This window comes from Aggregatibacter kilianii (genome assembly GCF_003129965.1).
GTDB lineage: Bacteria > Pseudomonadota > Gammaproteobacteria > Enterobacterales > Pasteurellaceae > Aggregatibacter > Aggregatibacter kilianii_A.
Genome location: NZ_NRCJ01000011.1, coordinates 22,714 through 46,006, shown reverse-complemented (window position 1 = coordinate 46,006; position 23,293 = coordinate 22,714). Strand labels below are relative to the sequence as shown.

At 48.0% G+C, this 23,293-nt stretch carries 15 protein-coding genes; 6 read left to right on the top strand and 9 right to left on the bottom strand.

Features of this window, described 5'->3' with window-relative positions; genetic code table 11:
- Positions 1-60 precede the first annotated feature (60 nt).
- A complete protein-coding gene (locus DK430_RS09255; RefSeq protein ID WP_109078781.1) occupies positions 61-1,263 on the bottom strand; it encodes an acetate kinase in 1,203 nt (400 codons plus the stop codon).
- Positions 1,264-1,528: 265 nt separating this feature from the next.
- On the opposite strand from DK430_RS09255, the gene yfbV reads away from it, so the two are divergent.
- From yfbV to DK430_RS09230, 4 genes are all read left to right on the top strand, one after another.
- Positions 1,529-1,972, top strand: coding sequence for a terminus macrodomain insulation protein YfbV (yfbV, locus tag DK430_RS09250; RefSeq protein WP_109078780.1), 444 nt, complete (start codon positions 1,529-1,531; stop codon positions 1,970-1,972).
- A gap of 178 nt (positions 1,973-2,150) precedes the next feature.
- On the top strand, positions 2,151-2,699 hold the full coding sequence (locus DK430_RS09240; protein ID WP_109078779.1) for a CvpA family protein: 549 nt from the start codon (positions 2,151-2,153) through the stop codon (positions 2,697-2,699).
- 13 nt (positions 2,700-2,712) lie between these two features.
- Positions 2,713-4,224, top strand: a complete 1,512-nt coding sequence (purF, locus tag DK430_RS09235) for an amidophosphoribosyltransferase (protein WP_109078778.1) — start codon at positions 2,713-2,715, stop codon at positions 4,222-4,224.
- Positions 4,214-4,795 (top strand): UbiX family flavin prenyltransferase, encoded by a 582-nt coding sequence (locus tag DK430_RS09230; RefSeq protein ID WP_109078777.1) that lies wholly within the window; start codon positions 4,214-4,216, stop codon positions 4,793-4,795. Before purF ends, DK430_RS09230 begins: the two co-directional genes overlap by 11 nt.
- A gap of 62 nt (positions 4,796-4,857) precedes the next feature.
- Here the strand turns inward: DK430_RS09230 and DK430_RS09225 are convergent, their stop codons facing one another.
- From DK430_RS09225 to malP, 3 genes are all read right to left on the bottom strand, one after another.
- Positions 4,858-6,621, bottom strand: a complete 1,764-nt coding sequence (locus DK430_RS09225; protein WP_109078776.1) for a glycoside hydrolase family 13 protein — start codon at positions 6,619-6,621, stop codon at positions 4,858-4,860.
- A gap of 55 nt (positions 6,622-6,676) precedes the next feature.
- Positions 6,677-8,752 (bottom strand): 4-alpha-glucanotransferase, encoded by a 2,076-nt coding sequence (gene malQ, locus DK430_RS09220; protein ID WP_109078775.1) that lies wholly within the window; start codon positions 8,750-8,752, stop codon positions 6,677-6,679.
- A 263-nt stretch (positions 8,753-9,015) separates the two neighbouring features.
- Complete coding sequence (malP, locus tag DK430_RS09215) at positions 9,016-11,406, bottom strand: maltodextrin phosphorylase (RefSeq protein WP_109078774.1); 2,391 nt, start codon at positions 11,404-11,406, stop codon at positions 9,016-9,018.
- 172 nt (positions 11,407-11,578) lie between these two features.
- Here malP and malT point away from each other — a divergent pair, with 172 nt between their 5' ends.
- Positions 11,579-14,293, top strand: coding sequence for an HTH-type transcriptional regulator MalT (gene malT / locus DK430_RS09210; protein ID WP_109078773.1), 2,715 nt, complete (start codon positions 11,579-11,581; stop codon positions 14,291-14,293).
- Between the two features lie 185 nt (positions 14,294-14,478).
- Here the strand turns inward: malT and DK430_RS09205 are convergent, their stop codons facing one another.
- The 5 genes from DK430_RS09205 to malE (DK430_RS09185) form a co-directional block, all read right to left on the bottom strand.
- Complete coding sequence (locus DK430_RS09205; RefSeq protein WP_109078772.1) at positions 14,479-16,530, bottom strand: alpha-amylase; 2,052 nt, start codon at positions 16,528-16,530, stop codon at positions 14,479-14,481.
- 293 nt (positions 16,531-16,823) lie between these two features.
- A complete protein-coding gene (gene malG, locus DK430_RS09200) occupies positions 16,824-17,714 on the bottom strand; it encodes a maltose ABC transporter permease MalG (RefSeq protein ID WP_109078771.1) in 891 nt (296 codons plus the stop codon).
- Positions 17,715-17,735: 21 nt separating this feature from the next.
- The gene (gene malF, locus DK430_RS09195) at positions 17,736-19,280 is read right to left on the bottom strand and encodes a maltose ABC transporter permease MalF (protein WP_109078770.1); all 1,545 of its coding nucleotides are present in this window, start codon (positions 19,278-19,280) and stop codon (positions 17,736-17,738) included.
- Between the two features lie 122 nt (positions 19,281-19,402).
- A complete protein-coding gene (gene malE / locus DK430_RS09190; RefSeq protein ID WP_109078769.1) occupies positions 19,403-20,593 on the bottom strand; it encodes a maltose/maltodextrin ABC transporter substrate-binding protein MalE in 1,191 nt (396 codons plus the stop codon).
- A gap of 18 nt (positions 20,594-20,611) precedes the next feature.
- Positions 20,612-21,817, bottom strand: a complete 1,206-nt coding sequence (gene malE / locus DK430_RS09185; protein WP_109078768.1) for a maltose/maltodextrin ABC transporter substrate-binding protein MalE — start codon at positions 21,815-21,817, stop codon at positions 20,612-20,614.
- Positions 21,818-22,170: 353 nt separating this feature from the next.
- Between malE (DK430_RS09185) and malK the strand changes: the two genes are divergently transcribed.
- Entirely contained in the window at positions 22,171-23,289 is a 1,119-nt protein-coding gene (gene malK, locus DK430_RS09180; protein WP_109078830.1) for a maltose/maltodextrin ABC transporter ATP-binding protein MalK, read from the top strand.
- Positions 23,290-23,293 lie beyond the last annotated feature (4 nt).

Genomic DNA, 23,293 nt, shown 5'->3' with positions numbered 1-23,293 from the left:
TTTGATTTGTGTGAGTCAAAAAGAAACTGCCGAGTAAATCGGCAGTTCGTTTTATTGATGTTAGATACAAAGACGCGCAGTATCTTGTGCGATAACTAATTCTTCATTGGTTGGGATCACCATGGCGATAGGGGTGTTATCGGCGGTGATGATACCTTCTTTACCGAAACGGGCGGCAAGATTTTTTTCTTTATCCAGTTTGTAGCCGAATAATTTTAAGTGATCTAAAGTGATTTCACGCACATGGGCGGAGTTTTCACCGATACCGCCGGTAAATACGATAGCATCTAAACGTTCACCGATAACCGCCATGTAAGAGCCAATGTATTTGGCCAAACGGTAGCAGTACACGTCTAAAGCACGTTTTGCCGGGATTTCTTTTTCGTAGTTATCTTCCGCATAACGACAGTCGCTGGTCACTTCGGTTAAACCGAGTAAACCGGATTTTTTGGTTAAAGTGTCGTTAATTTCTTTCACGGACATGCCCAAGGTGTCGTGCATATAGAACACGATTGCCGGGTCGATGTCACCGGAACGGGTACCCATCACTAAGCCTTCTAACGGGGTTAAGCCCATGGAGGTGTCGATACATTCACCGTGACGGATTGCCGATACGGAGCCGCCGTTACCCAAGTGGCAAGTGATGACGTTGATTTTATCTTCCGGTACGCCTAAACGTTTTGCGGCTTCGCGGCTTACATAGTAGTGGCTGGTACCGTGTGCGCCGTAGCGACGAACGCCGTGTTCGCGGTATAAAGAATAAGGTAATGCGTATAGGAAAGCCTCTTCCGGCATGGTTTGGTGGAATGCGGTATCGAATACCACCACGTTTTTATCTTTTAAGTGCGGGAATAATTTAAAGGCTTCTTTGATCCCGATTAAGTGCGCCGGGTTGTGTAACGGTGCGAATTGAATAGCTTCTTCAATGCCTTTTACCACTTCATCGGTGACGATAACGGAAGAGGTGAATTTCTCGCCGCCATGTACGATACGGTGACCGATAGCAACAACGCCTTTTTGCAATTCAGGATCGAGAGAGAAAATGTTATGTACAATGAAATTCAATGCTTCGGCATGGGCGGCACCGGCACCTAAATCTGCCTGTCCTTTTTCACCGTGCAATTTCCATTTAATGCGGGCTTCAGGCAAATAAAAGGCTTCGGCTAAACCGGATAATTTTTCTTCGCCTGTTGCAGGATTAAGAATTGAGAATTTTAATGAGGAACTACCACAATTGAGGATTAGGACTAATTTTTCAGACATAAGCGACCTATACTGGTTTGAGTTAAACAAAATTCGCTCAAATAATGAACGAATAATAGAAAATTAAACCGCCATAGGATACACCTTTCGCCACATAAAATAAATTCTCAACTTCAAAAAACACGACATTAATCAAAAAATTCGGTGATTTTCGGCGGTAATAAATTTCACCCTTCACATTCCTCCAAATCTACCGAATGATTATAAAAAAGCACGGCTTTATGTTATGGTGAGCGCCACGTTAAAAAGAAGGATGAAGTAATAAATGGGCTTTTTTAGCACCTTAAAAACCGGTCAGCAATATCTAAAAACCTGGCCCTTAGAACCGAAACTCGGCGCAATTTTCCCGGAAAATCGAGTGATCAAAGCGACGGTGTTTGCACAAAAATTTATGCCTTTTCTGGCGGTGTTTTCTGTGGTTTGGCAGCAATTTTACGCCCGTGGCGATACGATGGCGTTGGCGGTTGCGGTGTTAACCGCCATATTTGCGTTATTCCTGCCATTGCAGGGCATTTATTGGTTGGGAAAGCGGGCAAAAACACCGTTGCCGCCAAAAAGTGCGGTCGGTTTTCAGCGTGTTTTTGAGAAGCTGAAAGACAAGCGGATCGCCTTGCCGACATTCCCCGAGCAACCCACTTATTTTGATTTGGCGACGCTGTTAAAACTGGCGCAACAAAAATTGGGACGGGATTTCTGGCAAGATCTGTAACCTGTGAATTTTTCTATATTCCCAAGCATAACAATGGTATAGTAACGCCCTTTTGGTCATTTGCTCAAAAGGGCGTATTTTTTCCGCCAATATTTCTTGCGCAAACGTTTTCGTTTTTTGCTAGAATATGCGCCCATTGCAAATGAAAATGTCTTTTTCAACGCACAGAGATGATTTAATGATTGATTACATTATTATCGGCATTATTGTTTTTTCCATTATTGTCAGTTTATTACGCGGTTTCGTCCGCGAAGTCATGTCACTTGCCAGCTGGATAGTGGCATTTTTAATTGCAAGCAACTTCTATATGTATCTGGCGGGATTCCTCACTTCCATCGAATCCCTGTATATTCGTAACGGCGCGGCTATCGGCATTTTATTCATCGCTTCATTGATTGTCGGCGCCATCGTTAATTATGTATTAGGACAACTTGTGGATCGCACGGGCTTAAGCGGCACGGATCGTGTGCTTGGCGCTTGTTTCGGTTTAATGCGCGGTATTTTAATCGTCGCCGCCATGTTGTTCTTCTTAGATACGTTCACCAGTTCAAATCAAAGCGATTGGTGGAAAGAATCCAAATTAATACCGCACTTTCGTTTTGTGGTGGATTGGTTCTTCCAGCAGTTGCAAGCCAATTCCAGTTTTTTAAATTCAACCCTGAATTTGGAGCAAATCGCCAACCCGGCGACGAATGCGGCTCCGGGTTCAACAACACCAAACCAATAGAGGAACAACAAGCATGTGCGGTATTGTCGGTATAATCGGTCACACCCCGGTAAATCAAGCTATTTATGATGCCTTAACGGTATTACAGCATCGCGGACAGGACGCGGCGGGCATCGTCACCATTGATGACGAAAACCGCTTCCGGTTGCGTAAGGCGAACGGCTTGGTCAGTGACGTATTCCAACAAGTGCACATGTTGCGTTTAGCGGGCAATGTCGGTATTGGTCATGTGCGTTATCCTACCGCCGGCAGCTCCAGTGTTTCCGAAGCGCAACCCTTTTATGTGAATTCGCCGTACGGTTTAACCTTGGTACATAACGGCAACCTGACCAATTCTGCGGATCTCAAACAAAAACTGTTTAACCTTGCCCGCCGTCACGTTAACACCAATTCCGATTCCGAGCTGTTACTGAATATTCTTGCTTATCATCTCGATCAACCGCAAAAATACGCCCTTGAACCGCAGGATATTTTCACGGCGATCAAACAAACTCACAAAGATATTCGCGGCGCTTATGCCTGTATCGCCATGATTATTGATCACGGTATGGTGGCATTTCGTGATCCGCACGGTATTCGTCCGTTGGTGTTGGGTAAACGTGAAGATAACGGCAAAACCGAATACATGTTTGCCTCCGAAAGCGTGGCGTTGGATGTGGTGGGCTTTGAATTTGTGCGCGATGTGGCGCCGGGCGAAGCCATTTATGTGACGTTCGACGGCAAATTATACGCACTGCAATGCGCCGAAAATCCGGTGCTGACGCCTTGTATTTTTGAATATGTCTATTTTGCCCGCCCGGATTCCTGCATTGACGGCGTTTCCGTGTATGCCGCCCGCGTGCACATGGGACAGCGTTTAGGGGAAAAAATCGCCCGCGAATGGCAGGATTTGGATATTGACGTGGTGATTCCGGTGCCTGAAACCTCTAACGATATTGCACTGCGTATTGCGAACGTATTAAACAAACCTTATCGTCAAGGCTTTGTGAAAAATCGCTATGTGGGACGCACTTTCATCATGCCTGGGCAGGCACAGCGCGCCAGTTCCGTGCGTCGCAAACTGAACACCATCGCTTCCGAATTTAAAGGCAAAAACGTTTTGTTGGTGGACGATTCCATCGTGCGCGGCACCACGTCCGAACAAATCGTGGATATGGCACGCGCCGCCGGGGCGAAGAAAGTGTATTTCGCTTCCGCCGCACCGGAAATTCGTTACCCGAACGTATACGGCATTGATATGCCGACCAGCAGCGAATTAATCGCCTTCGGTCGCGATACGGACGAAGTGGCGAAACTTATCGGCGTGGACAAATTAATCTTCCAGGATCTTGCGGATTTAACCGGTTCCGTGCAGCAGGAAAATCCGTCCATTAAAGAGTTTGATTGCTCCGTCTTTACCGGCTGCTACGTCACAGGAGACATCTCCGAGGCATATTTGGAGCAAATCGCTGCGCAACGTAACGATACCGCCAAGAAAAAACGCGAGAAAGATTCCTCCAATCTTGAAATGCACAATGAACGATAAAAAACATCTGATTATTGGCATAACCGGCGCATCAGGTGCCGTTTATGCCATTCGTCTTTTAGACGTGTTAAAAACCCTTCCACACATCGAAACCCATTTGATTATCAGCCAAGCCGCCAAGCAAACCATTCCGGCGGAAACCGATTACAGCCTGCAACAAGTGCGTGAATTGGCGGATTACAACTACGATGTGCGTGACATCGGCGCGGCGATTTCTTCCGGCTCTTTCCGCATTAGCGGCATGATTGTTGTACCCTGTTCCATCAAAACCTTATCGGGTATTGCAAATTGTTATGCCGAGGATTTAATCACCCGCGCCGCCGATGTGTGCTTGAAAGAAGATAAACCGTTGATCTTATGCGTGCGGGAAACGCCGTTGCATTTGGGGCATCTACGCTTAATGACCCAAGCCGCCGAAATCGGCGCCCGTATCGTACCGCTCATGCCGGCGTTTTATCATCGTCCGCAAACGGTGGACGACATCATCAATCAGGGCGTAAATCGTTTAGTGGATCAGTTCGATATTGCGCTGGAGCAGGATTTGTTCGAACGTTGGCAAGGCAATAGATAATAAAAGTGCGGTGGATTTTAAAAACGTTTTTTAAATCCACCGCACTTTTTCATCATAAATTTTTACAAAACCCTCTGAACTACAAACTCATCGGGTGCGAGAATCATCTCTTTATCGGCGACAGACGACCGATTACTCAAAACCACCTCGCCCATTTTTTCTAAGCGAATCGGCGCCGTGGTGTTGTTATAGCTTGCGACGAGCACAGAACCATTGTGTTTTAGGCTCACCTGCAACAGCTGATTAGCCAAAACCCGAATCTGCCGTTCGCCGTAAATGATGTGTTGCTGATAGGCTTTTCTGAAAGCAATCAGTTCCTGCATAAACGCCAACATATTTTGATCCTGTTGATGTTCGTCCCAAGGCATCACCCGCCGACAATCGGGATCGCCGCCGCCCGTCATACCCACTTCCGTGCCGTAATAAATACAAGGTGTGCCGGTGTGCAAAAACATAAAAGTCAGCGCTGATTTCACCGCATTTTTATTGCCTTGCGCTACGGTGAGAACACGTTCGGTATCGTGGGAATCCAACATATTGAACATCACTTCATTGGTCTGTTGGCGATAAAACATGGCTTGGTTGTTGAGGCGATGCTGTAAGGTTTGCGCCGAAATGCACTTGCTTAAAAAATAATCTTTAATGCTATTTGCCAACGGATAATTCATCACGCCGTGGAATTCGTCGCCATTCAGCCAAGGGCGTGCGCTGTGCCAGATTTCGCCGAGAATATAAATGTCCGGTTTCATCGCTGTCACGGTTTTGTGGAATGCTTTCCAGAATTGATGATCGATTTCGTTTGCCACGTCCAAACGCCAGGCGTCAATATCAAATTCCTTGATCCAATACACCGCGATCTCCAGTAGATACTGCTTCACCTGCGGATTCGTCGTGTTGAGTTTCGGCATTTTCGGGCGGAAAGCAAAGGTGTCGTAGTTCAATCGCAGATGAATGTCCGGCGTCCATTCCGTTTCGGTATTGACGGGAAAATGATGAATATGGAACCAGCCACGATAAACGGATTTTTCACCGTTTTTAATCACGTCCTGCCATTGCGGAGAATGGTTTCCGATATGATTGAATACCGCATCCAACATTATTTTCATGCCACGGCGATGAGCTTCCTGCACGAGTTTGCGAAAAACGGCTTTGTCGCCGAAATGGCAGTCGATTTCAAAGTAATCGATGGTGTCGTATTTATGGTTACTCGGCGCTTCAAAAATCGGGCAGAAATACAGCCCGGTAATGCCTAATTCCGCCAGATAATCCAGTTTACCCAGTACGCCGTATAAATCGCCACCGAAAAAATCTCCATGAGCCGGGGCGGTATTTACATTCCAAGGCAAACTGCCGGCAGGAGAAATCTGCGGATTTCCGTTGGCAAAACGTTCGGGAAAAATCTGATACCAACAGGTTTCTTTCACCCAAGCGGGCACTTTCACCCGATCGCCGTCATGCAAATAGGGAATGCGAAAGCCGTTGAGTAGCATGCTATATTGCTCCGGCAGATTTTCCACCACGCCCAAATCGCCGAACAGCACCTTTTCGCCGTCGTTGCCGGTCACTTCAAACAAATACAGCAACCGATGATAATCCACCCGCACGTTTGCCTGCCAATAATCATGTAGATCATCGACGGCGACTTTATACATTAATACACGATACTGATATTTCCCCGTATCCTCAAAAATCGTGCTGTCACCGTAGTGCAGCTCCACCTGAGTCACATCCTCTTTCTTGCTGCGGAACCGAATGTGAATTTCGTCCGCCGTGTAAAGATAGGCGTATTCCGATTCCGCGCGATGATACAGTGCCGCTTTTTCCATGGAGGGGACCTTTAAATTTACCTAAATTTTCGACCGCACTTTTATGTCGGCGGACTTAGCTTTTACGCTTCGCGTTCACGTCTTTCAACAATTGCTGAATATCCTTGTCGGCGAAAATCGTGTCGGTGTTTTGCGTTAAACGGCGGCGCCAGTTGGCGTATTGCATACTGGTGCCCGGGATGTTGACCGGTTCGGTTATATCCAGCCAGTCTTCCGGTTGGAAGCCGAACAGGGCGCTGCTTACATCGGCGACGTAAGATTGTAGCTGATGAACGAATTTCTTATTCACGGCGGAAGATAAGGTTTCGTCAATGCCCGCGTCCACTTCAATGCGGTTTTCTTTCAGGCGTTGCAGGATTGCCGCTTTCGCTTTCACACGACCTTTTTTCAAGATCTCCAAAATTTGCGGATTCGGATACACGCCGTATTTTTGCCCCAACTCAAAATCGTAACCGCGCCAGTAACCGTTAATGGTCGGCAAATCGTGGGTGCTCAGAGTGGTCATCGCCTGATACGGATAGTCCAGCAGGTCGCGGCTTTGTCCTTTCTGATCGAATTCAAAATAGAAAATTTTGTAAGACAAAATGCCGGCGTTTTTCAGTTTGCTGACGATTTCTTTCGGCACCGTACCCAAATCTTCGCCGATAATCACGCAACGACGACGTTGGCTTTCCAGCGCCAGAATGGCAATCAGGTCATCCACCGGATAACGCACATAAGCGCCGTTTACCGCGCTGTCGCCTTTCGGGATCCACCACAAACGCAGCAGTGACATAATGTGATCGATACGCAATGCGCCGCAGTGTTTCATATTGGCTTGCACCAGGTCGATAAACGGCTGATAGGCGCGTTGTTTCAGAATGTGCGGATTCATCGGCGTTAAGCCCCAGTTTTGCCCTTGCGGACCAAGAATATCGGGCGGCGCACCTACGGAAGCACGCAAACAATACAATTCCTTATCGCTCCAGGTTTCCGAACCGCTACCGGTAACGCCTACCGCCAAATCGCGGTACATGCCGATAGTCATTTGTTGTGCTTTACATAAAGCGTCGCATTCGGCAAGTTGTTGGTCGGCACAGAATTGCAACCAGGCGTAGAACTCGATTTCTTCGCCGTATTGATGGCGGAATTGAGCGACGGTTTCGGAATGGTAATCACGGAATGGCGGTGCCCAGAAATCCCAACCCCATTGTTCCGCATAACGGCTGCTCAAATGGACGTGCAACGCATCAAAAGTGGCTTGCACCTGCAAACTTTCGCCGCCTTCGCGCACGAAATCGGCAAAGGCTTGCTGTGAAAGTGCGGTGGCATTTTCTTTAAATTCTGCAAAGGCAAAACGTAGCCCCTTTAATTTTAACGCGGAGACTTCGGCGTAATTAATCCATTCGGCGGTGCGTAAGGCTTTTAATTTTTCCTGCACTTCCGCCGAGTTAAACCAAGTTTGTGCTGCTTTGCTTTGTTGGAATTCCGGCAGTTGATCGATGTTGATGTAAATGATGTTTAACCATTTGCGCGACGACGGACTATACGGGCTGGCGCCGTCAGGATTGCCCGGGAACAGAGCGTGAATCGGGTTCAAGCCTAAAAAATCCGCCTGATACGGGGCAAGTCCGTGAATAAATTCTTTCAAATCGCCAAAATCGCCCACGCCCCAGTTGCGCGCCGATTTCAGCGTATAAAGCTGAATAAAGCTGCCCCAGAGTTTTTTCTGCTCGGCGAAGGCTTGCGGCTCATAACAACGTTGCGGCGCAACGATAAGGCGACAATGCACCTCTTGCTTCCCGCCGTGCAGTACCAAATCATGATAACCGAGAGGCAAATCACTTGGCAGATTAATGCGGTTGTTTTTCACCTTGCCTTCAATCACACCGCCATTATTTTCCAAATGAAGCTGCCATTTGCCCTGCCATGCATGGGTGGCATCGGAGATGTTTAACGGCAGAAAGTGCGGTTGATTTTGACGGAGAATTTTCACCGGCGGCAGTGGTTGAGTACGGCTGGTGACATGCCCTTCAAAAGTGGAAAGCAAGGTTTTTTTGATAGCAAGCGGTGCGCGTATTCTTAACCCGCGTTCGTCAAAAAAGTAGGGCATGATACCCGCTTGGTCGAATGGTTTTTCTTTAATAGACATAGCGATTCCTTAAAGGATTGTCTTGCGTTATTACTACTATACTTCCGAATGATGGTGCTGTTGCTACTACGCTTCCCCTCGCCCGTTTACGGGATAGGGTGGAGAAAATCCGTAGGATTTTCGGAGGGAGAGGGGAAAATATCAAGAAAATTAACCGCACTTTCCCCTCTCTCTGACGACAAGTGCTCAACGCACTTTTCGTCGGTCTCTCTCCCGCAAGCGGGTGAGAGGAAATCCTTCGCAATCCTCTCACAAAAGTGCGGTCATTTTTTCAGCCAAATTCGTTGTTGATAATCACGAATAGAGCGATCGGAACTGAACATGCCTAAACGGGCGGTGTTCAAAATCGCACTACGTAGCCAAGCGTCTTGATTCACATAGGCTTCGCCGACGTTTTGTTGCGCTTTTACATAGCTGTCGAAATCTGCTAACACTAGGAACGGATCGTGCTTCAACAAGCTGTCCAGCATCAGCTTAAACATGTGTTTGTCGCCGTGGCAGACTTTGCCTTTGGTGAGGAAATCCATGGCACCTTTTAATACCGGATCGCGTTTATAGTAATCGCGCGGTTTGTAGCCTTTCGCCAACAATTCGCGCACGCTTTCCACGGTGTGACCGAAAATAAACACGTTTTCTTCGCCCACCATCTCGGCAATTTCCACATTCGCGCCGTCCAGCGTCCCCAACGTCAAAGCGCCGTTTAACGCCAGTTTCATATTGCCGGTGCCGGAGGCTTCTTTACCCGCCATGGAAATTTGCTCGGACACATCCGCCGCCGGAATGATTTTTTCCGCCAGGCTGACACGATAATCCGGCAGGAACGCCACTTGCAGGCGATCTTTCATAGCTTTGTCGTGGTTGATCACCTCCGCCACGTTGTTAATGGCGTGAATGATGTTTTTCGCCAGATAATAGCCCGGCGCCGCTTTGCCGGCGAATACGAACACGCGCGGGGTGTAATCCTGATTCGGATTGGCTTTCAGAGACTGGTAAGTGGCGATAATGTTCAACAGGTTCAAATGCTGACGTTTATATTCGTGGAAGCGTTTAATTTGCACGTCGAAAATCGCGTCGGTATTCACGGTGAAACCTAAGGTGCGTTGAATTTCATCGGCGAGCACCACCTTGTTGTGGTGTTTGATGGCGCGGTATTCCTCACGGAAGGCGGCATCATCCACAAATTTTTCTACGCCCTTCAGCAATTCCAGATCTTTCGCCCAATCTTGTTTCAGGGTTTTATCCAACAGCGCGCTTAATTTCGGGTTGGCTTGTTGAATCCAGCGACGCGGCGTGATGCCGTTGGTAACGTTGCAGAATTTGGTCGGGAACAGTTTGTGGTATTCCGGGAACAAATCGCTGACCACCAAATCCGAGTGGATTTGCGCCACGCCGTTGACTTTGAAGCAGGTCACTACGCACAAATTCGCCATGCGCACGCGATAGTCGAACAGAATCGCCAGTTTTTCCCAGACTTTCGGATCCGCGCCGAATTCCGACCGCACTTTTTCGTGGAAGATATGGTTGATTTTTTCTACGATTTGGAAATGGCGCGGCAGTAATTGCTTGAACAGACGCTGATCCCATTGTTCCAAGGCTTCCGGTAACAGAGTGTGGTTGGTGTAAGCGAAGGTGTGGGAACAGATTTTCCAAGCGTCATCCCAGCTGAGATCGTGCTCGTCCAATAACACGCGCATGAGTTCCGGAATGGCAAGGGTCGGGTGGGTGTCGTTCAGTTGAATCACTTGATATTTGGCAAAATCTTTCAAGGCATGACCTTCGGCGAAATGGCGCGCCAGAATATCGGCAACGGAGCAGGCGCAGTGGAAATATTGCTGCATTAAGCGCAATTTTTGTCCCGCTTTGTGATTGTCGTTCGGGTATAACACCTGCGTAAGTGCGGTGGCATTGACGATCGTTTTATCGGCGTTGAGGAATTTACCGTCGTTAAATAAGGCTAAATCGAAAGATTGTTCGCTGTCCGCCTGCCATAAGCGTAGCGGTTGGATGACATCGTTTTTATAGCCGACGATCGGTAAATCAAAGGCTTTGCCTTGGATGGTGAGTTTCGGCTCCCAAGCGTATTTGTCGCCTTTAATTGGCGTGATTTTGCCGCCGAAGCCGATAGTTTGGGTTTTAGACGGGTTGTAACTGTGCCACGGGTAGCTGTTGCGCGACCACAGATCAACACTTTCTTTTTGCATGCCGTCTTCAAAAGATTGTTTAAATAAGCCGTATTGGTAATGCAAGCCGTAGCCGGTGGCGTTTTGCCCGAGTGCCGCCATAGAATCCAAGAAACACGCCGCCAAACGGCCTAAACCGCCGTTACCGAGCGCCGGATCGCGTTCCTGTTCCAACACATCAACCAATTCTACATCATAGTTTACCAAATAGGCTTTGATGTCGTCGTAACAACCTAAGTTCATCAGGTTGTTGCCGGTGAGGCGACCGATCAGAAATTCCATGGAAAGGTAATTAACATGACGTCCGCGCTTTTTCGCGACAGGTTTGCTATAAGCCAGTTCAAGGGTGCCTTCCGCGATGACGCGATACCATTGATCTAAAGTGAATTGTTTCGGGGATTGCACGTCAAAGTAACGACAATATTTTTTAACGATCGCGTCAAAGGCGTCGTTATAATTGCTTTGTTTCGGCATAAAAGGGCTCCTGATTAAATAAACCGATTTTGGTGTTTTTATTATGTTTAATCAAAGTAAAAGCAAATCCTCCCTGCTATAATCTTGCCGGTATGACTACAAGGAAGTAATTCGTTAGAGTGGGTAGGAGAAATCCGCCTCTTTCGTCACCATTAAATTCACGATTAAAGTTATGTTAATTCCATCAAAGTTAATTTGTTCTTATCGCTTACAAAACAGCATTCAGCGCGACCGCTTAACCCGTTTATTGGACAAGGCGCATCTTTATCCGCTGGTGTTAATTCATGCGCCGGCAGGTTATGGCAAAACCACCTTAATTTCCCAATGGGTTGCCGGGCAACAACATGTGGGCTGGTATTCTTTGGATGACAGCGATAACGAAGCGGAGCGTTTCGCCACCTATTTCGGCGCGGCGTTACATCGCGCTATCGGCGCCAAGCCGCAAGTGAGCGAGGAGGGTTTTAATCAGGCGAATCTGCTTTCTTCCTTAAACCAGCTGCTGATCAAAGCGCTGGATTTCAAAGAACATTTTTATTTGATTATTGATGACTATCATTTAGTTGATAATGAAGAAATTCATGAGGCGTTGAAGTATTGGATTCGCCATCAACCGGAAAATATGACGCTGATTCTGATTTCCCGTTCCTTGCCGCCGCTAGGCATTGCCAGCTTGCGGGTGCAGGAGCAATTATTGGAAATCGACATGCATCAACTTTCCTTTACCCATCAGGAATCCCTTGCCTTTTTCCATTCCCGTTTAGGCGACGAACTGCCCGAACAGGAAATTATCGCCCTATGCAACGAAGTGGAGGGCTGGCCTACCGCACTTCAGCTGATCAGTCTTTCCGCCAAGCAGGCGATGCACAAATCCGGCGGCGTGTTGCCGTTACAGGAAATGGAAAAACGACTGGCAAAATTAAATAATTTCCACATTAACGAATATTTGAACGACGAAGTGTTAAATCATGTGGATGCTGAAACCCGCACTTTCGTATTGCAATGTTCCATTTTGCGTTCCATGAATGAAAATTTGGTGAAAGAAGTCACCGGGCTGACCAACAGCCGCCGCAAACTGGAAGAACTTGAGAAACAGGGGCTGTTTATTCAGCAAATGGACTCCGAGGACAACTGGTGGCGTTTCCATCCGCTATTTGCCTCTTTTCTCGCCCATTGCTGCGAATTGGAATTAACGGAACAACTGGAAGAATTACACCGTCGTGCCGCGCAAGCTTGGTTAAAGCTGGGTTATTTCACCGAAGCCTTATACCACGCCATGCAGCTCAGCGACATTTCTACTTTATTGACGATCTTGCAACAACACGCCTGGCGTTTGTTCCATCAGGGCGAATTGAATTTATTGGAAGAGAGCCTGAATCGCATTGATTATCCGAGTTTGGTTCAGCATCCGAATTTGGTGTTGCTCAAAGCTTGGCTGGTACAAAGCCAACATCGCCATGCGGAAGTGGACGGCATTTTCGCCCATTTCCAACAAGCTTTGGCAGACAATAACGTGCAACTAAGCAAAGAAAATCAGGCGGAGTTTGATGTGTTGAAAGCACAGGTGGCGATTAATCGCGGCGATGAAAATACCGCTTTTTCTCTCGCTTCCAAAGCCCTTGCCGATTTGCCCGAGAGTTTTTATTACGCACGCATTGTGGCGACGTCCATCATCGGCGAGGCGTATCACTGTTACGGCAACCTTAACGAAGCCTTAATTATGTTGCAAGGCGCGGAAAAAATGGCGCGTCAGCATCATACTTATCACAATATTTTGTGGTCGCTCCTGCAACAATCGGAAATCCTGATGGCGCAAGGCTTCCTGCAAGCCGCTTACGATATGCTGGATAAAGCCAGTTTATTCGTGAAGGAAAATCATCTGCAAAAAGTGCCCATGTATGAATTTCTGTTGCGTCTGAAAGGGCGTATTTTGTGGGAATGGTACAATCTGGATAAAGCGGAAGCCATGGCAAATGCGGGCATCACCGTGTTGAACGAGCCGAAAGACAAGCTGCAATGTATTGCATTATTGAGCAAAATTTCTTTGGTGCGCGGCGATTTGGACAACGCCACCCGTTTATTACGGGAAGCGGAACAGTTGCAAAATGCCTATAACCATCATCATGATTGGCTGGCAAATGCCGATCAGGTGAAATTATTTTTATGGCAAATGACCAACGACGAAGAGGCGGCGCACAACTGGCTGATTCAAAACCAACCGCCGGCAACGGATCGCAATCATTTCACTCAGGTGCAATGGCGCAATATCGTACGTGCGCAAATGTTGGTAGGGCAGTTTGAGGAAGCCAAACAGATTCTGGATAAACTTATCGCCACAGCCGAAGAATATCACCTCACCAGCGATTTAAACCGCGCCTTGATTTTACGTAACCGTTGGTATTTCCTGCAAAATGAAAAACATTTGGCGCAGAAAGATTTAATTGAAGCCCTGCGTTTGGCGCGTCAAACCAATTTCATCAGCGCCTTTGTGATCGAAGGGGAAATCATGGCGCAACAAATCCGCCATTTGTTGCAACTGAACGTGCTGGACGAACTCGCCTTGCACAAAGCGCAATTTATTTTGCGCAACATCAACCAATATTACCGCCATAAATTCGCCCATTTCGATGAACAATTCGTCGCCAAATTACTTGATAATCCGCAAGTGCCCGAACTGCTTAAAATCAGCCCGCTCACCCAGCGGGAATGGCAGGTGTTGGGCTTGATTTATTCCGGTTACAGCAACGAGCAAATTTCCGACGAACTCCAAGTTGCAACCACCACCATCAAAACCCACATTCGCAATCTCTACCAAAAAATCGGCGTAGCAAACCGTAGCGAAGCCATCGCCTACACTAGGGATTTGTTGAAGTTGATGGGGTACAACTAAGGAAAAAGTGCGGTGCGTTTTAAAAACGTTTTCTAAAATGACCGCACTATCTAAAGGCGTATGTTTTTGTGTAGGGGCGGGTCCTGTGCTCGCCCGAATTTTAATGGGGTATTCATGGGCGGGCACAGGACCCGCCTCTACAGATAAAATTCATTATAAAAACCTACCGCACTTTTCAATAAACCTCATTTCCCCGCCCAAACCACCATCACCTTATCGCCGTCCGATTCACGACTAAAGGCATAATATTTATCCGTTTTTGCGGTGGTTTGTTTGCCGGCGCCGATTGCCGGGTGGGCTTGGCGGAAGCGGGCGAGTTTTTGCCAGTGGGTAAGTAACGCTTGTTTGTCGGCATTTGTGCCGAGATCCTGCCAGCTCATGTCGGAGCGTGTGCCTTGCATCGGGTCGGAGCCGGTCGGTCCGAATTCGCGACCGCTTTCGTCGCCGTAATAGATTTGCACGGCGCCCGGTGCCAGTAATAGCAGGTTGGCGGCGGTTTTTTGTTTCCCATTGTCGCCTTGGCTGTCGGCATGGTAGAACAAACGGGTGTCGTGGGAAGAAAGGTAGCTCAACACGTTAAAATCTTTCAGTTTGTCGCTCATGTCCTGATACACGGGATCGATGTCGGCAAAGCAATCCAACGCATTTTTCGCCTGATCCTGAAAGTCAAAATTAATCATGGCGTCGAAGCCGTTTTGATAATAATCGCTTTTCAGCACGCCGTGCCCCCAAGCCTCGCCCGTCATCCAAAACGGTTCGCCGTTGCTCTCGGACGGATGTTTTTGTTGCCATTGTCGCAAAGCGGCGTCTGCCGATTGTTTTAATGCCAACCAAGTGGATTTTTCAACGTGTTTTGCCGTATCCACACGGAAGCCGTCCACGCCGTAGCGGCGCACCCAATCGGACAGCCAGCCGATCACATAATCACGCACCTTGGCATTCGGTAGGGCTTTTGCATGAGTCTGTTTATGTTGATAAAAGGGCGGTAAACCCACCGCACTTTCGCTTTCGGTTTTCAAATCGGGTAGGGAGGCAAGGGACATTTTCAGATCGTCGAATTTCGGGCTGTCGTAATCGCCGATGTCGGATCGCACCCAATCTTTGCCCCACCATTTCGCCCAACCGGCTTTGTCGCCGAAGTTGATGTAATCGTTAAAACTATGCCAATTCTGACCGCTCTTTGGTCGCCAGTTCGTCCATTTTTCGCCGAGCAGGGAGTGAATTTCTTCCGGTTTTAAATAAAGGGCACCAAAACCGAATTCCTGCATATCGGCGAGGGTGGCGTAGCCGGTGTGATTCATCACCACATCAAAAATCACTTTAATGCCGCGTTTGTGGGCTTGCTCGATAAGATGTTTGAGATCCTGCTCCGTGCCCATGTTGGCGTCGATTTTCGTCCAATCCTGATGATAATAACCGTGGTAGGCATAATGCGGGAAATCGCCTTTATCTCCGCCGCCGACCCAGCCGTGCATTTGTTCCAGCGGGGAACTGATCCACAGGGCATTCACGCCGAGTTGTTGTAAATAATCCAGTTTTTCCGTTAAGCCCTGCAAGTCGCCGCCATGGAACGTGCCGATTTCCTGCATGCCGTCTTTTTGGCGTCCGTAACTGTGGTCGTTGTTCGGATTGCCGTTGTGGAAGCGGTCGGTCAGCACGAAATACACGGTGGCGTTCTTCCAGTGAAAAACACTTGAATTTTTAACCGCACTTTTTTCCAATAACAGCAAACCATTTGCCTGCGGATCAGGCGTGAAGGTCACTTTGCCGTTTTTTACCACCGCACTTTTGCCCGAGTAGGCATCACGCACGCTGTCGCCGTCGGCGAAGGTGCTACTCACGTCAATTTCCAGCGGTTTGCGATCCCATTTCGGGCAGATTTTCGCCACGGTTTCCGCTTCCGGTTGTTGTTCAAGGCTAATGCGCAAGGTCGGGGTGCCGCTGCGAGTGTCGAGTTGGGCAAGATAATTACCGCTACGGAAAATGCGCAGTTGCGGTGCGTCGCCATGGCAAGGCTCAAGAGACGCGGTTTGGTTCAGTTTCACGGCAGTTTGCGGTTGGAAGCATTTGCCGTCCTTTTGGAATTGGAGCGGATAACTGCCTTTGTCTAAAGTTGCCTGCCCTTGGAAAAGTTGTTTTTCTGCGCTGTCGTTCAGTTCGGTAAATTGCGGATGTTGCCATGCGGCGATGGCATGAGTGGCGCAGAAGAGGGAAAGGTAGAGGATGGATTTTTGCATGGAACGCCTCCTGATGGACAAAAGTGCGGTGACAAAAAACAACGTTTTTTGAACGTTGGCGTTGCCAACGGCCCCGAAGGGACGAATAAATCACCTTAGTGATTTATGAGTAATTTTTTACAGTACTTTTTCCTCTCGCCCGCTTGCGGGAGAGAGACGGGCGAAAAGTGCGTTTAGCACTTGGAGCCAGAGAGAGGGGAGGGTGGACTCTATTTTCCCCTCTCCCTCCGAAAACCCTTCGGATTTTCTCCACCCTCTCCCGCAGGCGGGAGAGGGGAATTGATAATGCTGTTTTACCCCTTCACTCCACCTGCCGTTAAGCCGCCGATTAACCAACGTTGTGCCAGCAAGAACACCAAGGTAATCGGAATGGCGGAAAGTACCGCTGCGGCGGCGAAGTCGCCCCAGAGGTAGTTTTGCGGGTAGAGGTATTGTTGCATGCCTACCGCCAAGGTATAGCTGTTCACGTCGCGCAATAATAGGGAAGCGACCGGCACTTCGGTGATGGCGGAGATGAAAGACAGGATGAAGACCACCGCCAGAATCGGTACGGAGAGCGGTAATAAAATCAAGCGGAATGCCTGCCATGGAGTGGCGCCGTCTAAGGAAGCGGCTTCTTCCAGTGAGCCGTCGATGGTTTCAAAATAGCCTTTAATCGTCCAAACGTGTAAGGCGATACCGCCCAAGTAAGCGAAGATTACGCCGCCGTGGGTGTTTAAACCGAGGAACGGGATATATTGACCGAGGCGGTCAAATAAGGCGTATAAGGCGACCAAAGACAACACGGCAGGGAACATTTGGAAAATCAACATGCCTTGCAAGATGGTTTTTTTGCCTTTGAATTTCATCCGCGCAAATGCGTAGGCGCAAGTGGTGGAAAGGGTTACGATGCCGATAGAGGTGATGGTCGCTACTTTGATGGAGTTCCATAACCACAACAATACCGGGAACGGAGGCGGCGTGACGGAACCGTCGGCGTGCACCACATCAAAACCGAGCGCCGCCTGCCAGTGTTCCCAAGAAATTTGTTTCGGGATCAAATCCCCCAAAGCCAAGTTACCCGGGCGTAATGAAATGCCGATGACCATCAATAGCGGGAAAATAATCAGACAAATAAATGCAATCAGCAGCAAATGGGTTGCCCATAAACGGTAGCGGGCGGATTTGGATTGTACGATAGCCATAAATTGATTCTCCTGAATGCGTTAGTCTAATTTCATTTTAGTGGCTTTGATGTTCAATAATGCCAAGCCGCCGACCAGTAGGAAGATGATGGTGGCAATCGCCGCCGCCAAGCCGAAGTCTTGCGTGCCGCTGCCTTCAAAGGCGATACGGTAGGTATAGCTTACGAGCAAGTCGGTGTAACCTGCCGGCGTGGTAGTGCCGATCATATCCGGGCGACCGTTGGTGAGTAATTGAATCAATACGAAGTTGTTGAAGTTAAAGGCGAAGGACGCGATCATCAACGGGGTTAGCGGTTTTAATAGCAACGGGAAGGTAATTTTGCTGAAGTTCTGCCAGGTGGACGCACCGTCCATGGCGGAGGCTTCATATAAATCCGACGGAATGGCTTTCAATAAACCCATACATAAAATCATCATGTACGGATAGCCCAGCCAGGTGTTGACGATAAGAATCATGGTTTTCGCCAAGAACGGATCGTTAAACCATTCCGGGCTGATGCCGAATAATTGATTCAGAATGACGTTGATTTCCCCGAAACTTTGGTTAAACAACCCTTTGAAAATTAAGATGGAAATAAAGGACGGCACGGCGTACGGCAAAATGAGCAGCAATCGATACACGCCTTTGCCTTTCAGTGCTTCCCATTGCACCACGCAAGCCAACACCATGCCGAGAATCACGGTGAAGACCACGGTTAATAGAGAGAAAACAACCGTCCAGATAAAGATTTGAATAAACGGTTTTTGGATACCTTCATCGGTAAAGATTTTCACAAAATTCATCCAGCCCACAGAGACGGTGTAGCCCGGTTCTAAGGTTTCGTTTAACCATTCGCCCGTTTCGTTCACCGCTTGGAAAAAGCCGATGTCGTTGTTGGCTTTGTAGGTTTTACCGTTTTCGTTGTTGGTTAAGATGTTAGTTTCGCTATTGAAGGTGTAACGCGGTTTTTGTTCGGAAAATTGACGTAATGAACTCATGGTCAATTCGTTGCCGCTTGGTAGTGTCACGCGCATGGCTTGTAATGCGCTGCGATTTTGCGTCACCACTTTAAGCGGTGCGACTTCGCTCTGTGGTGCGGCTTGTTCGGTGACTGTGATTTCTTTGTCGGTGAGTTTAATGGGTACGGACGCGAAATCCTGCCCGCTGTTGTTATTGTGTAACGCGAGGATGTAGCTGTTGTCTTGCTGCGGGTAGAGTTTGAAATCGTATTTATCACCGGCGAAATAGCGTTGTTCGCCTAATACGGCAACGGCGCGTTCAAAAGAAAGTTGGTTGGTGCCGCTGTAATTGGTAAACGCGATGGCGATGGTGGCGACCAGCGGGAATAAAATAAAAATCGCCATACCGGTTAAGCCGGGATAGACATAACGCCAGGCGTACACTTTTTTGCTACTGAAAATATAGACGCCGGAGGTCAGAATCACCAAGGTTAAAATGGCGAACAAATATTCTCCCTGCGAATACATTAAAACCACTAAATATAAGTCAATCAACAATACGACGCCGGCTAATAAATATTTCAGCCACGGGGATTGCGATGTCGCTTGAGTCGGAGATTGTTGCATAAAACACCTCGAGAAAATAATGACGAACCGGATGCGGCATGAAAAACACTTTAAATTCCGACCGCACTTTTGAATTGAGAATGTGCCGAACCGTGAATTCGGCTCGGCACATTAGGCTTATGTTATTGTTGTTTTTGGATACGCGCGCGGGCATCGTCCAAGGCTTGTTTCACGCTTTGACGACCGCTCACCGCATTCACGATAGCCGCTTTTTCCGCATACCAGAAGGCGCTCATTTGCGGAATATTCGGCATGATTTCACCGTTTTGCGCATTTTCCATCGTCGCGGCGATACGCGGATCTTTCGCCAGTTTGTCTTGGTAGGATTTCAATGCTACCGCGCCTAACGGTTTGTCTTTATTGACTTGTTCCAAACCTTCGTCGGTCAACAGGTAGTTTTCCATGAATTCTACCGCTAAATCTTTGTTCGGGCTGGCGGCGTTAATACCCGCGCTTAATACGCCGACGAACGGTTTGGCTTTTTCGCCGTTTAAGGTCGGCAACACGGCAACGCCGTAGTTGATTTTGCTTTTCTCAATGTTACCCCAAGACCATGGGCCGTTGATGGTCAACGCCGCATTGCCTTTGTTAAATGCCGCTTCCGCAATGGCGTAGTCCATATCCGCGTTGATGACTTTGTTTTTCACCATGTCCACCACGAATTGCAGCGCTTTTTGTGCGCCTTCGCTGTTTACGCCGATGTCGTTAATGTCGTACTTGCCGTTGGCGAATTTGAAGGCATAACCGCCGTTGGAGGCGATGATAGGCCAAGTGAAATACGGTTCGGACAGGTTCCACATGATGGCGTTTTTCTTTTCCGCTTTGAATTTTTTATCTAATTCAACCACTTCTTCCCAAGATTTCGGCGGGGTAGGGAGCAAGTCTTTGTTATAGATTAACGAAAGGGATTCGATCGCCACCGGATAACCGATGAGTTTGCCGTTATAGGTTTCCGCATCCCAAGCGAAATCCACGAATTTGTCTTTAAATTCTTTGCTTGGGGTGAGTTCCGCCAATAAGCCGGATTGGGCGTAGCCGCCGAAACGGTCATGCGCCCAGAAAATAATATCCGGGCCGTCACCGGTGGAGGCCACTTGCGCGAATTTTTCTTCCAGTCTGTCCGGATGTTCTACCAACACGGAAACACCGGTTTCTTTTTCAAATTTTTTACCCACTTCCGCCAAGCCGTTATAGCCTTTGTCGCCGTTGATCCAAATCACCAATTTTCCTTCGGTCATTTTTGCCATCACGGCGGAGGACATGACTAAGCCTGCAACGGCGGTTAAGGTGAATTTAACGAGTTTGTTTTTCATGTTGTAAGTCCTTTTGGGTTATTTACTGATACCGGAGCGAATGCGTTGAGCCGCTTCGTCCAGTGCTTGTTTAACGGGTTGACGACCGGTTACCGCGTTTTTAATGGCTGCGTTTTCTGCATACCAGAACGCCGACATTTGCGGAATATTCGGCATGATTTCACCGTTCGCCGCGTTATTCATGGTGGCGACCACACGCGGATCGGAAGCGAGTTTTTCCTGCAATGAAAGCAGCGGGATAGCACCTAACGTGTTGAATTTATTAATCGTGGCAAGACCTTCTTCGGTCAGCAGATAATTTTCAATAAATTCTGTCGCAAGATCTTTATTCGGGCTGGCGGCGTTAATGCCGACGCTGGTGATGCCGACAAAAGGTTTGGACGGTTTGCCGTTAAAGGTCGGTAAGGTGGTCACGCCATAGTTCATGTTGGCTTTATCCAACGCCGACCACGCCCAAGGGCCGTTAATGATCATGGCGGCTTGACCCTTGGCAAATTGGGTTTCGGCAATTTGGCGATCCATATCGGAAGCGATGTGTTTGTCTTTCACAAAATCCACTAAAAATTGCAGACCTTTTTGTGACCCTTCGTTATTCACGCCGATGTCATTCACGTTGTAGCTACCGTTTTCAAATTTAAAGGCATAACCGCCTGCTGCGGCGATTAACGGCCAGTTGAAATAAGGTTCGGCTAAATTCCAGACAATGGCGGTTTTACCTTTTTTCTTCAGTTCGGCATCTAACGCAGGAATTTCTTCCCAGGTTTTCGGCGGGTTAGGCAACACGTCTTTATTGTAAATCAGAGAGAGGGATTCGATTGCCATCGGATAACCGATGATTTTGCCGTCATAGGTTTCCGCATCCCAAGTGAATTTGGCGAATTTGTCTTTAAACGCTTTGCTCGGATTTAGCTCTGCCAACAAGCCTGCTTTGGCATAACCGCCGAAACGATCGTGGGCGTAAATGATAATATCAGGTCCTGCACCGTTGGATGCCAGCTGTGCATAATCTTCTTCCAGCTTGCCTGGATTTTCTACTTTCACCGGCACACCGGTGTCTTTTTCAAATTTCTTACCGATTTCGGCAATGACCGTATGACCCTTGCCACCACCCCAAACTACCAGTTTGCCTTCTTCAAATTTCGCAAAGGCGGCAGGGGATAAAACGGCACTAATAAGTGCGGTCAATAAAACAGGTTTAATGGAATGCTTGATTGTGAATGGCATGATGTCCTCCGCTGACTTGGGATGAAACAGAAATAAAACCCTTTTTTACACCAACCGAATTATCTGGAAATATTTCTTTTTGTTATCCTCCCCCTAACTACGCCCTAGGCGTAGCACTGTGATCTCATCGACATTTTTTATAAATTCGTGATCTTGATCACATAAATTAATCAAAAAAATTAGAGCAAGATCACAAAATTTTTCATCCTTGCCAAAAAAGAAAAGTATTGAGTGAATTTTGAACGATTTTATCTCATACCCCCAAAATTTTTATCAGGGAGGATTTTTTCTCTGGACGGATAAGTATGATTATCGCCGAACGTATAAAAGACAAGGTATTGAGAGGTTTCATTATGGCAAATGTAACATTGCGCAATGTGGGTAAGTCTTACGGCAACGTGCATATTTCCAAAGACATTAATTTGGATATTGAAGAGGGCGAATTTGTCGTTTTTGTCGGGCCGTCAGGTTGCGGAAAATCCACTTTGTTGCGCATGATTGCCGGGCTTGAGGACATTACCGCCGGTGAACTTTACATCGGCGACAAGCTGATGAATGACGTGCCGCCGGCAAAACGCGGTATCGGCATGGTGTTCCAATCTTACGCCCTTTATCCTCATTTGGACGTGGCGGAAAATATGTCTTTCGGGCTGAAGCTCGCCGGTGTGAATAAAACGGAACGGGATCAACGCGTGAATCAGGTTGCCGAAATCCTACAGCTTGCCCATTTGCTTGAACGTAAACCGAAAGCCTTGTCGGGCGGTCAGCGCCAACGCGTCGCCATCGGGCGTACATTGGTGTCCCAGCCGGAAGTGTTTTTGCTGGATGAACCCCTTTCCAACTTAGATGCCGCCTTGCGCGTACAAATGCGGGTGGAAATCTCCAAATTACATAAAAAACTCAACCGTACCATGATTTATGTGACCCACGACCAAGTGGAAGCCATGACCTTGGCGGACAAAATCGTGGTGTTAAATGCGGGCGGTATTGCGCAAGTGGGCAAACCGCTAGAACTTTATCATTACCCGAAAAACCGCTTCGTGGCGGGCTTTATCGGTTCGCCGAAAATGAACTTCCTGCCGGTGAAAGTCACGGCGGTGGAAAAAGAACGGGTGCAAATTGAATTGCCGGATGCCAACCATCACAACTTCTGGATTCCTGTTTCCGGCAACGGCGTGAAAGTGGGGGAAAACCTGTCTTTAGGTATTCGTCCGGAACATTTGATTCCGTCTGATCAGGCGGAAGTCACTTTACGCGGCAACGTGCAAGTGGTGGAACTGCTTGGCAATGAAACCCAAATTCACCTCGAAATCCCTGAAATCAAACAACCGACCTTAATTTATCGCCAAAACGATGTGGTGTTAGTGAAAGAAGGCGAGGTCATGGACATCGGAATCATGCCGGAACGTTGTCATTTATTCAAAGAAGACGGCACGGCTTGCCAACGTTTATATAAAGAACGAGGCGTTTAAAGGA

Bases quoted from the DNA above. Each gene is read 5' to 3' on its own strand.
- DK430_RS09205 (WP_109078772.1), bottom strand. From the start codon at position 16,530: ATGCAAAAATCCATCCTCTACCTTTCCCTCTTCTGCGCCACTCATGCC.
- DK430_RS09225 (WP_109078776.1), bottom strand. From the start codon at position 6,621: ATGGAAAAAGCGGCACTGTATCATCGCGCGGAATCGGAATACGCCTAT.
- malP (WP_109078774.1), bottom strand. From the start codon at position 11,406: ATGCCGAAACAAAGCAATTATAACGACGCCTTTGACGCGATCGTTAAA.
- malF (WP_109078770.1), bottom strand. From the start codon at position 19,280: ATGCAACAATCTCCGACTCAAGCGACATCGCAATCCCCGTGGCTGAAA.
- DK430_RS09240 (WP_109078779.1), top strand. From the start codon at position 2,151: ATGATTGATTACATTATTATCGGCATTATTGTTTTTTCCATTATTGTC.
- malQ (WP_109078775.1), bottom strand. From the start codon at position 8,752: ATGTCTATTAAAGAAAAACCATTCGACCAAGCGGGTATCATGCCCTAC.
- purF (WP_109078778.1), top strand. From the start codon at position 2,713: ATGTGCGGTATTGTCGGTATAATCGGTCACACCCCGGTAAATCAAGCT.
- malE (WP_109078769.1), bottom strand. From the start codon at position 20,593: ATGAAAAACAAACTCGTTAAATTCACCTTAACCGCCGTTGCAGGCTTA.
- malK (WP_109078830.1), top strand. From the start codon at position 22,171: ATGGCAAATGTAACATTGCGCAATGTGGGTAAGTCTTACGGCAACGTG.
- malT (WP_109078773.1), top strand. From the start codon at position 11,579: ATGTTAATTCCATCAAAGTTAATTTGTTCTTATCGCTTACAAAACAGC.
- malG (WP_109078771.1), bottom strand. From the start codon at position 17,714: ATGGCTATCGTACAATCCAAATCCGCCCGCTACCGTTTATGGGCAACC.
- DK430_RS09230 (WP_109078777.1), top strand. From the start codon at position 4,214: ATGAACGATAAAAAACATCTGATTATTGGCATAACCGGCGCATCAGGT.
- yfbV (WP_109078780.1), top strand. From the start codon at position 1,529: ATGGGCTTTTTTAGCACCTTAAAAACCGGTCAGCAATATCTAAAAACC.
- malE (WP_109078768.1), bottom strand. From the start codon at position 21,817: ATGCCATTCACAATCAAGCATTCCATTAAACCTGTTTTATTGACCGCA.
- DK430_RS09255 (WP_109078781.1), bottom strand. From the start codon at position 1,263: ATGTCTGAAAAATTAGTCCTAATCCTCAATTGTGGTAGTTCCTCATTA.